We start from the raw sequence: 12,502 nt of genomic DNA on the forward strand, positions 1-12,502 counted from the left end.
TTCATTTTGACGGTGCAATGGCCAACTAGTCGATATCAAACGCCTTCGACTTTTCTTCGAGCTGTTCCTGCGCATCAAGCCAGGTCATTTCGGTTTCTTCCAGCGCGCCTTTAACTTTGGTCTGTTTTTGCAGACATTCAGTCAGTTCGGCTTTACGGCTGATATCGTAAATCGCGGAATCGGCCAGACGCTCTTCGATCGTTGCCAGCTCAGTACTCAGTTTTTCCATCTGCGCTTCGAGTTTGGTGATTTGCTTACGCAGCGGCTGAGTCTGATTGCGGAAATCGGCTTCGCGACGTTTCTGGTCTTTACGCGACTGCGCGCTGTTGACGCCACCGTCTTTGGCCGGTGCATCCTGCTGGCTTTCCTGACGCTGAATGTCCACCAGCCATTGCTGATAATCTTCCAGGTCACCGTCGAACTGTTCCACTTTGCCGCCGTGAACCAGATACAGGTCGTCGGTGGTGGAACGCAGTAAGTGACGATCATGCGAAACGACAACCATTGCGCCTTCGAAGTCGATCAACGCTTCGGTCAGCGCCTGACGCATATCAAGATCTAAGTGGTTGGTCGGTTCATCGAGCAGCAGCAGGTTAGGGCGCTGCCAGACGATGAGCGCCAGTACCAGACGTGCTTTTTCGCCGCCGGAGAAACGCCCGGTCGGGTCAGTCACTTTATCGCCGTGGAAACCAAACCCGCCGAGATAATCGCGCAGCTGCTGTTCAGTTTCTTTATTCGCCAGACGGACCAGATGTTGCAACGGCGAATCTTCCGCACGCAAAAACTCCAGCTGGTGCTGGGCGAAGTAACCCAGTTTGACGCCTTTCGCCAGCCCGATATCACCCTGAAGCGGCGGCATGGTACCGGCCAGCAATTTGATCAGCGTGGATTTACCGGCACCGTTACGGCCCAGCAGGCCGATACGCGACCCCGGTACCAGATTCAGTTTGATCGACTCCAGAATGGTGGTGTCACCATAGCCGGCGCTGACTTTTTCCATCCGCAGCAGCGGATCGGGCAAACTTTCCGGCGAACGGAAGCTAAAATGAAAAGGATTGTCGACGTGAGCCGGGGCAATCAGTTCCATGCGTTCAAGCATTTTGATACGACTTTGCGCCTGTTTGGCTTTCGTCGCCTGAGCGCGGAAACGGTCAATATAGCTTTGCAGATGCGCCACTTTTTCCTGCTGACTTTCAAACAATGCCTGCTGTTGCGACAGTTTGGTCGCACGCTGGCGTTCGAAAGACGAGTAGTTACCGGTGTATTCGTTCATCGACTGCTGTTCGATATGCATAATTTTATCGACGATTGGATCGAGGAAATCACGGTCATGTGAAATCAGCACCAGCGTGCCGGTGTAGCTTTTCAGCCATTTCTCGAGCCAGATAACCGCGTCCAAATCCAGGTGGTTGGTCGGTTCGTCGAGCAGCAGTAAATCAGAACGGCAAATCAGTGCCTGCGCCAGGTTGAGGCGCATACGCCAGCCGCCGGAGAATGATTTCACCGGTTGCTGTAACTGATTCTGGGTAAAGCCCAATCCGCTGAGCAGGCTGGCGGCGCGCGCCGGAATAGTCCAGGCGTTAATCGCGTCGAGTTTGCCGTGCAACGTGGCGATAGCATGGCCGTCGTCCCGCTCGTTGGCTTGCTGTAACTGGGCTTCCAGCTGACGAAATTCCCGGTCGCCGTCGATAACATACTCTATCGCCGGTTCGTCCAGCGCTGGCGTTTCCTGATTAACCCAGGCCAGCGCCCAGTTTGACGGAAACGTCAGGTTGCCTGCATCGGCGCTCATTTCGCCTTTTAGCAGGGAAATCAGGGTGGATTTACCGCAGCCATTTTTGCCCACCAGCCCGACTTTCTGGCCGGGATTGATGGTCGCAGACGCGTTGTCCAGCAGCACATTGGTGCCGCGTCGGATTTGTAAGGAGGAGAAAACAATCATAAAGCGCCGTGTTGAGAGTATGTTAAATTGTCATGATAATGATCTAAACAAGACGTATCGCGTCCCATTTTGTCTTTGCGAAGCATGGTAACGGAAAAACCGCACCCTGACGACGCTTTGGAGGTATTGATGTCGCAGCCACCAAAGGTTTTGCTGCTGTATGCCCATCCGGAATCACCCGATTCGGTCGCCAATCGCGTTTTACTACAACAAGCACAACAGCTTGAACATGTCACCGTGCATGATTTGTACGCCCACTATCCTGATTTTTTTATTGATATCCACCGTGAGCAGCAACTGCTGCGCGAGCATAAGGTGATTGTTTTTCAGCACCCTCTTTATACCTACAGCTGTCCGGCGTTGTTGAAAGAGTGGATGGATCGCGTGCTGGCGCGCGGTTTTGCCAGCGGGGCAGGCGGGAATGCTCTCAATGGAAAATACTGGCGTTCGGTAGTCACTACCGGTGAACCGGAGGGGGCTTACCGTGCAGGCGGCTATAACCGTTATCCGATGTCCGACATTATGCGTCCGTTCGAGCTGACGTCTGCCATGTGCCATATGCACTGGATGACGCCCATCATCATTTACTGGGCGCGCCGTCAGAAACCTGATGTGCTGCAAAGCCATGCCGAAGCTTATGGCGAATGGCTAAAATCCCCGTTGCCGCACGGAGGGATTGCATAATGGATGTTTCCAATATTCCCATGGCGATCCTGCTGTTTCTGTTCGCCGCCGTCGTCGCCGTGCCGGTTGCCCAACGTTTAGGAATTGGCGCGGTGCTTGGCTATTTGCTGGCCGGTATTGCCATCGGTCCGTGGGGGCTGGGTTTTATCCGTGATGTAGACGAAATTCTGCATTTCTCCGAACTCGGCGTGGTCTTCCTGATGTTTATCATCGGGCTGGAACTGAATCCCGGCAAACTGTGGGCGCTGCGGCGGCAAATTTTTGGCGTCGGTGCCGGGCAGGTGATCCTGACCGCGCTGGTGCTCGGCGGATTGTTATATCTGACCAAGTTTTCCTGGCAGGCCGCGGTGATAGGCGGTATCGGGCTGGCGATGTCATCTACGGCGATGGCATTGCAGCTGATGCGCGACAAAGGCATGACGCGCAATGAAGGGGGGCAGCTGGGTTTTGCCGTGCTGCTGTTCCAGGATATCGCGGTGATCCCGGCGCTGGCGCTGATCCCGATTCTGGCGGGCGGTTCGGAAGGCAGCAATAACTGGGAGATGATCGGCCTGAAAGTGCTGGCCTTTGGCGGCATGCTGATTGGCGGGCGTTATCTGTTGCGGCCGATTTTCCGGCTGATTGTGGCTTCCGGCGTGCGCGAAGTGTTTACCGCCGCCGCGCTGCTGGTGGTGCTGGGTTCGGCGTTGTTTATGGATACGCTGGGCTTTTCGATGGCGCTTGGCACGTTCATCGCCGGGATTCTACTGGCAGAAAGTGAATATCAGCACGAACTGGAAATCGCTATCGAGCCGTTTAAGGGTTTACTGCTCGGGCTGTTCTTTATTTCCGTCGGCATGGCGCTGAATCTGGGCGTGCTTTACACCCATATTTTACTGGTGCTGGCAGGCGTGATTATTCTGGTGACGGTCAAGGGTGCGGTGCTCTACGGGCTGTCGCGCATATTTGGCCTGCGGACATCCGTTCGTCTGCAGTTTTCTGCCGTGCTCAGTCAGGGCGGTGAATTTGCTTTCGTGCTGTTTTCGGCCGCAGGTGCGCAGAAAGTGATTTCCTCGTCGCAGCTTTCGCTGTTGCTGGTGGTGGTGACGATATCGATGATGACCACGCCGCTGCTGATGCAATGGGTCGACCGGATCCTGGTGCGCCGGTACAACGACGGGGAAGAGAGCGACGAAAAGCATTTTGTGCAGGATGACGAACCGCAGGTGATTATTGTCGGCTTCGGGCGTTTCGGGCAGGTGATCGGGCGTTTGCTGATGGCGAACAAAATGCGAATCACGGTGCTTGAGCGCGATATCAGCGCCGTCGGGCTGATGCGGACTTACGGTTATAAGGTGTATTACGGCGACGCGACAGAACTGGAACTGCTCAGGGCTTCGGGGGCTGAAAAGGCAAAATCGATCGTGATTACCTGTGATGAGCCCGCGGACACCATGACCATCGTGCATTTGTGTCAGCAGCATTTTCCGCATCTGAATATTCTGGCGCGCGCCCGTGGCCGTGTTGAGGCGCATGAACTGTTGCAGGCCGGGGTGGCGAATTTCTCCCGCGAGACGTTCTCCAGTGCGCTGGAATTAGGCAAAAAGGCGCTGGTCACGCTGGGCATGCATCCGCACAGTGCGTACCGCGCGCAACAGCATTTCCGTCGCCTCGATATGCGGATGCTGCGGGAACTGGTGCCGCAAAATCGCGGTGACGTGGCGCAAATTTCCCGTGTAAAAGAAGCGCGGCGCGAGCTGGAGGATATCTTCCAGAGCGAAATGCACAACGAACGTCGTCAGCTTGATGGCTGGGACGATGACGAATAGTCCGGTAGGCGAAAAAAATAATTTTACCGTCTGAATGAAAAATGACCGGACGCAATGTCGTAAATTTCAGGAGAAGTAACATGGCTACAACCCGTAAACGGTTTATCGCTGGTGCGGTATGTCCGAAGTGTAAGGCGATGGATACGCTGGCTTTATGGCAGGAAGATCAGGTTGAAGTGGTGGAGTGTGTGAAGTGCGGACACCATCAGCGTCAGACCGATGCCCAGGTCAGCAAGAAACTTCGTCCGGAAGAGCAGGTGATTGGTATTTTCGATCCGAAGTAGCGTTATTGCTCGTGTTTTTTTATGCTGGTAGTACAGAGACGCGGATTTCCGCTACACTCTTCGCCAAATTTATCCGGTCGCGCTTTTCAGGATTTCTCATCGAAAAGTGGCCGTCACTGAATTATCCTTAAGCGAAGTTGCGTGTGTTACAAAACGCCCGCAGACAACAAATTGAGTTTCCAACGGTAGGAGTTATCATGAAAGTAGTAAAAGATCTGGTCATCAGCGTGGCATATCAGGTACGTACAGAAGACGGTGTGTTGGTTGATGAATCTCCGGTGAGCGCGCCGTTGGATTACCTGCACGGCCACGGTTCCCTGATTTCCGGTCTGGAAACTGCGCTGGAAGGCCATGCAATTGGTGACGTTTTTGACGTGCATGTTGGCGCGAACGACGCTTACGGCAACTACGACGAAAACCTGGTTCAGCGGGTACCTAAAGACGTCTTCATGGGCGTTGAAGAGCTGGAAGTGGGTATGCGTTTCCTGGCTGACACCGATCAGGGCCCGGTTCCTGTAGAAATCACTGAAGTTGACGGCGACCACGTTGTTGTCGACGGCAACCACATGCTGGCAGGTCAGGATCTGAACTTCCACGTTGAAGTTGTGGCAATCCGTGAAGCGACCGAAGAAGAACTGGCTCACGGCCACGTTCACGGCGAACACGGCCACGATCATGGTCACGACCATGAACACGGTGAAGGTTGCTGCGGTGGCCACGACCATGATCACGACCACGGTCATGATCACGGTAAAAAAGGCGGTTGTGGTGGTAACGGCGGCTGCGGTTGCCACTAATTATTACTTTGCCTGCAGAGTAATAAAACGAAAGGCGCCGGAAGGCGCCTTTTTGTTACGTCAGAAACAGAATCAATAATGTGGCGGAGGTGTTTCTTCCGACTGATCGGCAATCATTGATGGCTGGCTGGCGCGGAGTTTGTCTGTCAGCAGACGCAGGTGATCGTGCAATCTGCTCATTTCAAGCTGATGCTGGGTGACGATCAAATTCAGTTCTTCTATAGTGACTTCCTGAAAAGCCAGCTTGTTTTCCAGCATCTCCAGACGTTGTTCAACGGTGTTTGAGTCCATAATCATTACCTTATTGTGCGGCTCAAGCTGATCAGGTTAAGCACTGACCGGAATCCCATACTGTATTGTAGACCGGCGATTCTACTCGTAAACCTGCTGAATTGCCTGACCTTTGCGGCGCTTTATCTTTGGCTCTTCATGATTAGACGAAACTAATTGATGCAAAGAAGGTCTGAATATGACGCTAATGGCGTGTATAGAGATTGTTTTGTCGTGAGACGGACAGTTATAGTAACCGCCGAACTTACGTAATTATTACCAGAGGTCATACGCTTCTGGTCTTGGAGAAATGGATGAAATCACTGTTTAAAGTAACTCTGCTGGCAACTACCATGGCGATTGCCCTGAATGCCACTCAGGTTATGGCTGCTGAAGCCACAGCACCGGCCGCTGCTGCAACTGCGCCAGCAGCCGCCCCTGCTGCAGCTGCTCCTGCAGCAACAGATAAAACCAAGTTCAAAAGTGATGACGAACAAGCTGCCTATGCTCTGGGTGCATCACTGGGTCGTTACATGGACAACTCCCTGAAAGAGCAAGAAAAACTGGGTATCAAACTGGATAAAGACCAGCTGATCTCAGGTGTTCAGGATGCGTTTGCGAACAAAAGCAAACTGTCTGATCAGGAAATTGAGCAAACACTGCAAACCTTCGAAGGCCGTGTGAAAGCTTCTGCACAGGCTAAGATGGAGCAGGACGCTAAAGCTAACGCTGACAAAGGCGACAAATTCCGTGCTGATTTCGCCAAACAAAAAGGCGTGAAGAAGACTGAATCTGGCTTGCTGTATCAGGTTGAAAAACCAGGTGCTGGCGCAGAACCTAAAGACAGCGACACCGTTGTAGTGAACTACAAAGGTACTCTGACCGACGGTACTGAGTTTGATAACTCTTATACCCGTGGCGAGCCGCTGTCCTTCCGTCTTGACGGTGTTATCCCTGGCTGGACCGAAGGCCTGAAACACATTAAGAAAGGCGGCAAAATCAAGCTGGTCATTCCACCAGCATTGGCATACGGCAAAACTGGCGTCCCTGGGATCCCTGCTAACTCTACTCTGGTGTTCGATGTTGAACTGCTGGACGTGAAAGCGGCACCTAAGGCTGACCCGAAAGCAGCTGAAAAACCTGCTGAAGCTGAAGCCGCACCAAAAGCAAACTAATTTGCTATTGAGCTGTTGCAGAAAACCGTCGCTAAATGCGGCGGTTTTTTTTCGCCTTTAACTTTTCTTCGGGCCCGACCTTCATTTTATTGAGGTTACTCTATGATGATAACTTGACGCTTTTGTTTCCCCGGCATAACGTCACAGATCCATATAATCGTAAGGCCGTTTTATCTGTGTTTTTGATACAGTAACGACCGTGGAATGATGAATAATGCGTCCTGACTCCCGTTGGAAGGCGCGATAGAGAGGGTGGTAGCTTCGATGTCTAATTCGCTTATAACTGGCGAAACCGGTGAACTGGATTTGCTGGACCAACGTCCGTTCAGCCAGGTCGATCATGAGATTTTGTCTTCATACGAGGCCGTGGTGGACGGGCTTGCGATGCTCATCGGTGAGCATTGCGAAATAGTTCTGCATTCACTGGAAGACCTGAAATGTTCAGCGGTTCGTATTGCAAATGGTGAGCACACCGGCCGTAAGATCGGCTCACCGATTACCGATTTAGCCCTGCGTATGTTGCATGACATGACCGGTGCGGACAGCAATGTGTCCAAAGCCTATTTCACCCGTGCGAAAAGTGGTGTGCTGATGAAGTCCGTCACCATCGCCATTCGTAACCGTGAACAACGCGTCGTTGGTCTGCTGTGCATTAACATGAATCTCGACGTACCTTTCTCGCAAATTATTCAGACCTTTATGCCGCCTGAGACTCAGGAAGTGGCATCGTCGGTAAACTTCGCATCATCTGTGGATGATCTGGTGGCGCAAACGCTGGAATTCACCATCGAAGAAGTCAACGCCGACCGCAATGTTTCCAACAATGCGAAGAACCGTCAGGTTGTGCTGAATCTTTATGAAAAGGGTATTTTTGATATCAAAGATGCCATCAATCAGGTTGCCGACCGTCTGAACATCTCCAAACATACGGTCTATTTGTACATCCGGCAGTTCAAAAGCGGTGACCTGGTGGGGAACGAGCGTTGAAACTGCGTTATTGCCTCCTGGTAACTGGCCCGGCCTACGGAACACAACAAGCCAGTGCTGCGTATCAGTTTGCACTGGCGTTGATAAGCTGCGGCCATCAGCTTGACAGTGTATTTTTTTATCGTGAAGGCGTCCTCAACGGGAACAGCCTTTCTGCGCCGGCTTCCGATGAATTTGACCTCGTCAGATCCTGGCAGCGTATGGCAGCAGACCATCGGGTTGCGCTCAATGTTTGCGTGGCAGCGGCATTACGTCGCGGCGTCATAGACGAAACAGAAGCGCATAATCAGGGACACGGGCAAACGAATTTACAAGCTGGGTTCGCTCTTACCGGATTGGGCAGTCTCGCAGAAGCGTCTCTCACCTGCGACCGTATGGTGCAGTTCTGATGTGCTATGGCAGGAACAGGCAATGAAGAAGATAGCGTTTGTATTCACGCAGGGGCCACACGGTACTTCCGCGGGAAGAGAAGGCCTTGATGCACTACTGGCTACGTCAGCACTGACGGAAGAGATCGGCGTCTTTTTTATGGCCGATGGTGTTTTTCAGCTCATGCCGGCACAACAGCCTGAAAAAATTCTCGCCCGTAATTATATCGCCACATTCGGTGTGTTATCACTTTATGACGTCGATCAGTGCTTTGTCTGTGAAGACTCGCTGAAGTCACGCGGTTTGTCTGCGGGACATGAATGGGTGCTGGATGTCGAGCCGTTGTCTGCGGCTGAAATTCGCGGGCAACTGGCCGGATTTGATGTGGTGATGACGTTTTAAATCAGGAAATTTCATGCTTTTTACTCTTGCCCGTTCCCCGCAACAATGTGATTTCTCATTAATTGTTAAGCTGGTTGCCCAGGACGATGCCCTTTTGCTGATGCAGGATGGCGTACTCGCTGCGCTTGATGGCAGCGCGGCGTGTGAGCTGCTCAGTCAGCATGTTCAGTCAGTCTATGTCCTCAGCGAAGATCTGGCGGCCAGAGGATTGGTTGGTCAAATTTCGCACAAAATCACATTGATCGACTATACTGGATTCGTCGCGCTGACTGAGAAACACACCCAGCAAACAGCATGGTGATTTACTGAAGTGCTGTATATTTCTTGACACCCTCTTAGCTCAGCCCTAAAATTCTGCGTCCCCATATTAGCTAATGCTTTTTGTGGGGCGATTTATCACGCGTTTACAAAGTAGTTTATGAATCAAAATCCAGGAGCTTTTTAATGGCAACAATTAATCAGCTGGTACGCAAACCACGCTCTACGAAGGTTGCTAAAAGCAACGTTCCAGCGCTGGAAGCTTGCCCGCAGAAACGTGGCGTATGTACTCGTGTATATACTACCACCCCTAAAAAACCAAACTCCGCACTGCGTAAAGTATGCCGTGTGCGTTTGACTAACGGTTTTGAAGTTACCTCCTACATCGGTGGTGAAGGTCATAACCTTCAGGAACACTCCGTGATCCTGATCCGTGGCGGTCGTGTAAAAGACTTGCCAGGTGTGCGTTATCACACCGTCCGTGGCGCGCTGGACTGTTCAGGCGTTAAGGATCGTAAGCAATCTCGTTCTAAATACGGCGTTAAAAAGCCGAAGTCTTAATGGTTCTCCGTTAAGTAAGGCCAAACATTTTCACTTTACTGTCAAAATAAACTCTTAGAGTTTTGGACAATCCTGAATTAACAACGGAGTATTTCCATGCCACGTCGTCGCGTCATTGGTCAACGTAAAATCCTGCCAGATCCTAAGTTCGGATCCGAACTGCTGGCAAAATTCGTAAACATTCTGATGGTAGATGGTAAAAAATCTACTGCAGAAGCAATCGTCTACACTGCTCTTGAGACCCTGGCTCAACGTAGCGGTAAAGGCCACCTGGAAGCTTTCGAAGTCGCTCTGGACAACGTTCGTCCGACTGTCGAAGTTAAGTCCCGCCGTGTAGGTGGTTCTACTTACCAGGTTCCAGTTGAAGTCCGTCCGGTTCGTCGTAATGCTCTGGCAATGCGTTGGATCGTTGAAGCTGCTCGTAAACGCGGTGATAAATCCATGGCTCTCCGCCTGGCGAACGAACTTTCTGATGCTGCAGAGAACAAAGGTACTGCAGTTAAGAAACGTGAAGACGTTCACCGTATGGCTGAAGCCAACAAGGCGTTCGCCCACTACCGCTGGTAATCACTTCGCAGTAGTTATGCTAACCAAGCGGGCGCTTCAAGAAGCCAACCCGCTTGGGTTAACCGAACTTGAACGTCCTAGTTATAGAGGAATCAAATGGCTCGTAAAACACCCATTGAGCGCTACCGTAACATTGGTATCAGTGCTCACATCGACGCCGGTAAGACAACCACTACCGAACGTGTTCTGTTCTACACCGGTGTAAACCACAAAATCGGTGAAGTGCATGATGGCGCAGCCACCATGGACTGGATGGAGCAGGAACAGGAACGTGGTATTACCATCACGTCCGCTGCGACCACCTGTTTCTGGTCAGGTATGGCTAAGCAGTTCGAACCACACCACATCAACATCATTGACACCCCGGGACACGTTGACTTCACCATCGAAGTTGAACGTTCCATGCGTGTTCTTGATGGCGCGGTAATGGTTTACTGTGCTGTTGGTGGTGTTCAGCCACAGTCTGAGACCGTATGGCGTCAGGCAAACAAATATAAAGTTCCACGTATCGCGTTCGTTAACAAAATGGACCGTATGGGTGCTAACTTCCTGAAAGTTGTTGACCAGATTGAAAAACGTCTGGGCGCAACTCCGGTGCCTCTGCAACTGGCAATCGGCGCGGAAGAAAAATTCACCGGTGTTGTTGACCTGGTGAAGATGAAAGCTATCAACTGGAACGAAGCTGATCAGGGCGTGACCTTCGAATACGAAGAGATCCCGGCTGACATGCAAGAACTGGCTGAAGAATGGCGTCAGAAACTGGTTGAGGCCGCTGCTGAAGGCTCTGATGAGCTGATGGAGAAATTCTTTGGTGGCGAAGAGCTGACTGAAGAAGAGATCAAAGCTTCTCTGCGTAAGCGCGTTCTGAACAATGAAGTTATCCTGGTTACTTGTGGTTCTGCGTTTAAAAACAAAGGCGTACAGGCAATGCTGGATGCTGTTGTTGAGTATCTGCCAGCACCAACCGACGTTGAAGCTATCAACGGTTTGTTGGATGACGGTAAAGACACTCCTGCAGTTCGCCATTCTGACGATTCCGAGCCGTTCTCTGCTCTGGCGTTCAAAATCGCTACTGACCCATTCGTGGGTAACTTGACGTTCTTCCGTGTTTATTCCGGTCTCGTCAACTCTGGTGACACTGTATTTAACCCAGTGAAATCACAGCGCGAACGTCTGGGTCGTATCGTTCAGATGCACGCTAACAAGCGTGAAGAAATTAAAGAAGTTCGTGCGGGCGATATCGCTGCAGCGATCGGTCTGAAAGACGTGACTACTGGTGACACCCTGTGTGATCCGGATAACGTGATCATTCTGGAGCGCATGGAATTCCCTGAACCGGTAATCTCCGTTGCGGTAGAACCAAAAACCAAAGCTGACCAGGAAAAAATGGGTCTGGCTCTGGGCCGTCTGGCTAAAGAAGACCCATCATTCCGCGTTTGGACTGATGAAGAGTCTGGTCAGACAATCATCGCAGGTATGGGTGAACTTCACCTGGATATCCTGGTTGACCGTATGCGTCGTGAATTTAACGTTGAAGCTAACGTCGGTAAGCCGCAGGTTGCATACCGTGAAGCTATCCGCGCGAAAGTTACCGACGTTGAAGGTAAACACGCTAAGCAGTCTGGTGGTCGTGGTCAGTACGGTCACGTTGTGATCGACATGTACCCATTAGAACCTGGCACAAATCCGAAAGGGTATGAGTTTGTCAACGAAATCAAAGGCGGTGTAATTCCTGGTGAATTCATCGGTGCGATTGACAAAGGCATCCAGGAACAGCTGAAATCTGGTCCACTGGCGGGTTACCCGGTAGTAGATCTGGGCGTGCGTCTGCACTTCGGTTCTTACCATGACGTCGACTCCTCAGAGCTGGCGTTTAAACTGGCCGCTTCTATCGCCTTCAAAGATGGCTTTAAGAAAGCGAAACCAGTTCTGCTTGAGCCGATCATGAAGGTTGAAGTAGAAACTCCGGAAGAGAACACCGGTGACGTCATCGGTGACCTTAGCCGTCGTCGTGGTATGCTGAAAGGCCAAGAATCTAACGCTACTGGCGTTGTGATTCATGCTGAAGTTCCGCTGTCCGAAATGTTCGGTTATGCAACTCAGCTGCGTTCACTGACCAAAGGCCGTGCATCTTACTCCATGGAATTCCTGAAGTATGATGATGCGCCAAATAACGTGGCCCTGGCCGTTATTGAAGCTCGTGGCAAATAAGCCACTGGTTTAAACACAATGATCCCGTGCTCTCTCTATGAAGGGAGAGCACAAGAGTAAGGAATATAGCCGTGTCTAAAGAAAAATTTGAACGTAACAAACCGCACGTCAACGTTGGTACTATCGGCCACGTCGACCACGGTAAAACTACCCTGACTGCAGCAATCACTACCGTTCTGGCTAAAAC

General features: G+C 51.5%; 15 protein-coding genes. 13 read left to right on the plus strand and 2 right to left on the minus strand.

Going from position 1 to position 12,502, the window contains the following annotated elements; translation table 11 throughout:
• Positions 1 to 25: 25 nt before the first annotated feature.
• Entirely contained in the window at positions 26 to 1,942 is a 1,917-nt protein-coding gene (locus D6C13_RS17470) for an ABC transporter ATP-binding protein (RefSeq protein ID WP_120133977.1), read from the minus strand.
• 129 nt (positions 1,943 to 2,071) lie between these two features.
• On the opposite strand from D6C13_RS17470, the gene kefG reads away from it, so the two are divergent.
• From kefG to slyD, 4 genes are all read left to right on the plus strand, one after another.
• Positions 2,072 to 2,626, plus strand: a complete 555-nt coding sequence (gene kefG / locus D6C13_RS17475; protein WP_120133978.1) for a glutathione-regulated potassium-efflux system ancillary protein KefG — start codon at positions 2,072 to 2,074, stop codon at positions 2,624 to 2,626.
• Positions 2,626 to 4,434, plus strand: coding sequence for a glutathione-regulated potassium-efflux system protein KefB (kefB, locus tag D6C13_RS17480; protein ID WP_120133979.1), 1,809 nt, complete (start codon positions 2,626 to 2,628; stop codon positions 4,432 to 4,434). Before kefG ends, kefB begins: the two co-directional genes overlap by 1 nt.
• Before the next feature lie 80 nt (positions 4,435 to 4,514).
• Complete coding sequence (locus tag D6C13_RS17485) at positions 4,515 to 4,718, plus strand: YheV family putative zinc ribbon protein (RefSeq protein WP_013573660.1); 204 nt, start codon at positions 4,515 to 4,517, stop codon at positions 4,716 to 4,718.
• A 197-nt stretch (positions 4,719 to 4,915) separates the two neighbouring features.
• The gene (slyD, locus tag D6C13_RS17490) at positions 4,916 to 5,515 is read left to right on the plus strand and encodes a peptidylprolyl isomerase (RefSeq protein WP_120133980.1); all 600 of its coding nucleotides are present in this window, start codon (positions 4,916 to 4,918) and stop codon (positions 5,513 to 5,515) included.
• Between the two features lie 72 nt (positions 5,516 to 5,587).
• On the opposite strand, the gene D6C13_RS17495 is transcribed toward slyD, so the two are convergent.
• Complete coding sequence (locus D6C13_RS17495) at positions 5,588 to 5,806, minus strand: protein SlyX (RefSeq protein WP_120133981.1); 219 nt, start codon at positions 5,804 to 5,806, stop codon at positions 5,588 to 5,590.
• 293 nt (positions 5,807 to 6,099) lie between these two features.
• On the opposite strand from D6C13_RS17495, the gene fkpA reads away from it, so the two are divergent.
• From fkpA to D6C13_RS17545, 9 genes are all read left to right on the plus strand, one after another.
• A complete protein-coding gene (fkpA, locus tag D6C13_RS17500) occupies positions 6,100 to 6,960 on the plus strand; it encodes an FKBP-type peptidyl-prolyl cis-trans isomerase (protein WP_120133982.1) in 861 nt (286 codons plus the stop codon).
• 264 nt (positions 6,961 to 7,224) lie between these two features.
• Complete coding sequence (locus D6C13_RS17505; RefSeq protein ID WP_162940816.1) at positions 7,225 to 7,947, plus strand: helix-turn-helix transcriptional regulator; 723 nt, start codon at positions 7,225 to 7,227, stop codon at positions 7,945 to 7,947.
• The gene (gene tusD, locus D6C13_RS17510; RefSeq protein WP_120133984.1) at positions 7,944 to 8,336 is read left to right on the plus strand and encodes a sulfurtransferase complex subunit TusD; all 393 of its coding nucleotides are present in this window, start codon (positions 7,944 to 7,946) and stop codon (positions 8,334 to 8,336) included. Before D6C13_RS17505 ends, tusD begins: the two co-directional genes overlap by 4 nt.
• Positions 8,337 to 8,358: 22 nt before the next feature.
• A complete protein-coding gene (gene tusC / locus D6C13_RS17515) occupies positions 8,359 to 8,718 on the plus strand; it encodes a sulfurtransferase complex subunit TusC (RefSeq protein ID WP_120133985.1) in 360 nt (119 codons plus the stop codon).
• Positions 8,719 to 8,731: 13 nt separating this feature from the next.
• Positions 8,732 to 9,019, plus strand: coding sequence for a sulfurtransferase complex subunit TusB (gene tusB / locus D6C13_RS17520; RefSeq protein ID WP_120133986.1), 288 nt, complete (start codon positions 8,732 to 8,734; stop codon positions 9,017 to 9,019).
• Between the two features lie 143 nt (positions 9,020 to 9,162).
• Entirely contained in the window at positions 9,163 to 9,537 is a 375-nt protein-coding gene (gene rpsL / locus D6C13_RS17525) for a 30S ribosomal protein S12 (protein WP_013573668.1), read from the plus strand.
• A 96-nt stretch (positions 9,538 to 9,633) separates the two neighbouring features.
• Positions 9,634 to 10,104, plus strand: a complete 471-nt coding sequence (rpsG, locus tag D6C13_RS17530; RefSeq protein WP_005969574.1) for a 30S ribosomal protein S7 — start codon at positions 9,634 to 9,636, stop codon at positions 10,102 to 10,104.
• Positions 10,105 to 10,200: 96 nt separating this feature from the next.
• Positions 10,201 to 12,315, plus strand: coding sequence for an elongation factor G (gene fusA / locus D6C13_RS17535; RefSeq protein WP_120133987.1), 2,115 nt, complete (start codon positions 10,201 to 10,203; stop codon positions 12,313 to 12,315).
• Between the two features lie 71 nt (positions 12,316 to 12,386).
• Positions 12,387 to 12,502, plus strand: a 116-nt coding sequence (locus D6C13_RS17545; RefSeq protein WP_244212715.1) for a GTP-binding protein, incomplete at its 3' end; no start/stop codon positions are given.

Source organism: Rahnella woolbedingensis, from assembly GCF_003602095.1.
Classification (GTDB): domain Bacteria; phylum Pseudomonadota; class Gammaproteobacteria; order Enterobacterales; family Enterobacteriaceae; genus Rahnella; species Rahnella woolbedingensis.

What these genes read in the sequence shown, in the direction of transcription:
- tusB (WP_120133986.1), top strand. Translation starts at nt 8,732, where the DNA reads ATGCTTTTTACTCTTGCCCGTTCCCCGCAACAATGTGATTTCTCATTA.
- D6C13_RS17470 (WP_120133977.1), bottom strand. Translation starts at nt 1,942, where the DNA reads ATGATTGTTTTCTCCTCCTTACAAATCCGACGCGGCACCAATGTGCTG.
- rpsL (WP_013573668.1), top strand. Translation starts at nt 9,163, where the DNA reads ATGGCAACAATTAATCAGCTGGTACGCAAACCACGCTCTACGAAGGTT.
- rpsG (WP_005969574.1), top strand. Translation starts at nt 9,634, where the DNA reads ATGCCACGTCGTCGCGTCATTGGTCAACGTAAAATCCTGCCAGATCCT.
- kefG (WP_120133978.1), top strand. Translation starts at nt 2,072, where the DNA reads ATGTCGCAGCCACCAAAGGTTTTGCTGCTGTATGCCCATCCGGAATCA.
- kefB (WP_120133979.1), top strand. Translation starts at nt 2,626, where the DNA reads ATGGATGTTTCCAATATTCCCATGGCGATCCTGCTGTTTCTGTTCGCC.
- D6C13_RS17485 (WP_013573660.1), top strand. Translation starts at nt 4,515, where the DNA reads ATGGCTACAACCCGTAAACGGTTTATCGCTGGTGCGGTATGTCCGAAG.
- D6C13_RS17495 (WP_120133981.1), bottom strand. Translation starts at nt 5,806, where the DNA reads ATGGACTCAAACACCGTTGAACAACGTCTGGAGATGCTGGAAAACAAG.
- slyD (WP_120133980.1), top strand. Translation starts at nt 4,916, where the DNA reads ATGAAAGTAGTAAAAGATCTGGTCATCAGCGTGGCATATCAGGTACGT.
- fusA (WP_120133987.1), top strand. Translation starts at nt 10,201, where the DNA reads ATGGCTCGTAAAACACCCATTGAGCGCTACCGTAACATTGGTATCAGT.
- tusC (WP_120133985.1), top strand. Translation starts at nt 8,359, where the DNA reads ATGAAGAAGATAGCGTTTGTATTCACGCAGGGGCCACACGGTACTTCC.
- fkpA (WP_120133982.1), top strand. Translation starts at nt 6,100, where the DNA reads ATGAAATCACTGTTTAAAGTAACTCTGCTGGCAACTACCATGGCGATT.
- D6C13_RS17505 (WP_162940816.1), top strand. Translation starts at nt 7,225, where the DNA reads ATGTCTAATTCGCTTATAACTGGCGAAACCGGTGAACTGGATTTGCTG.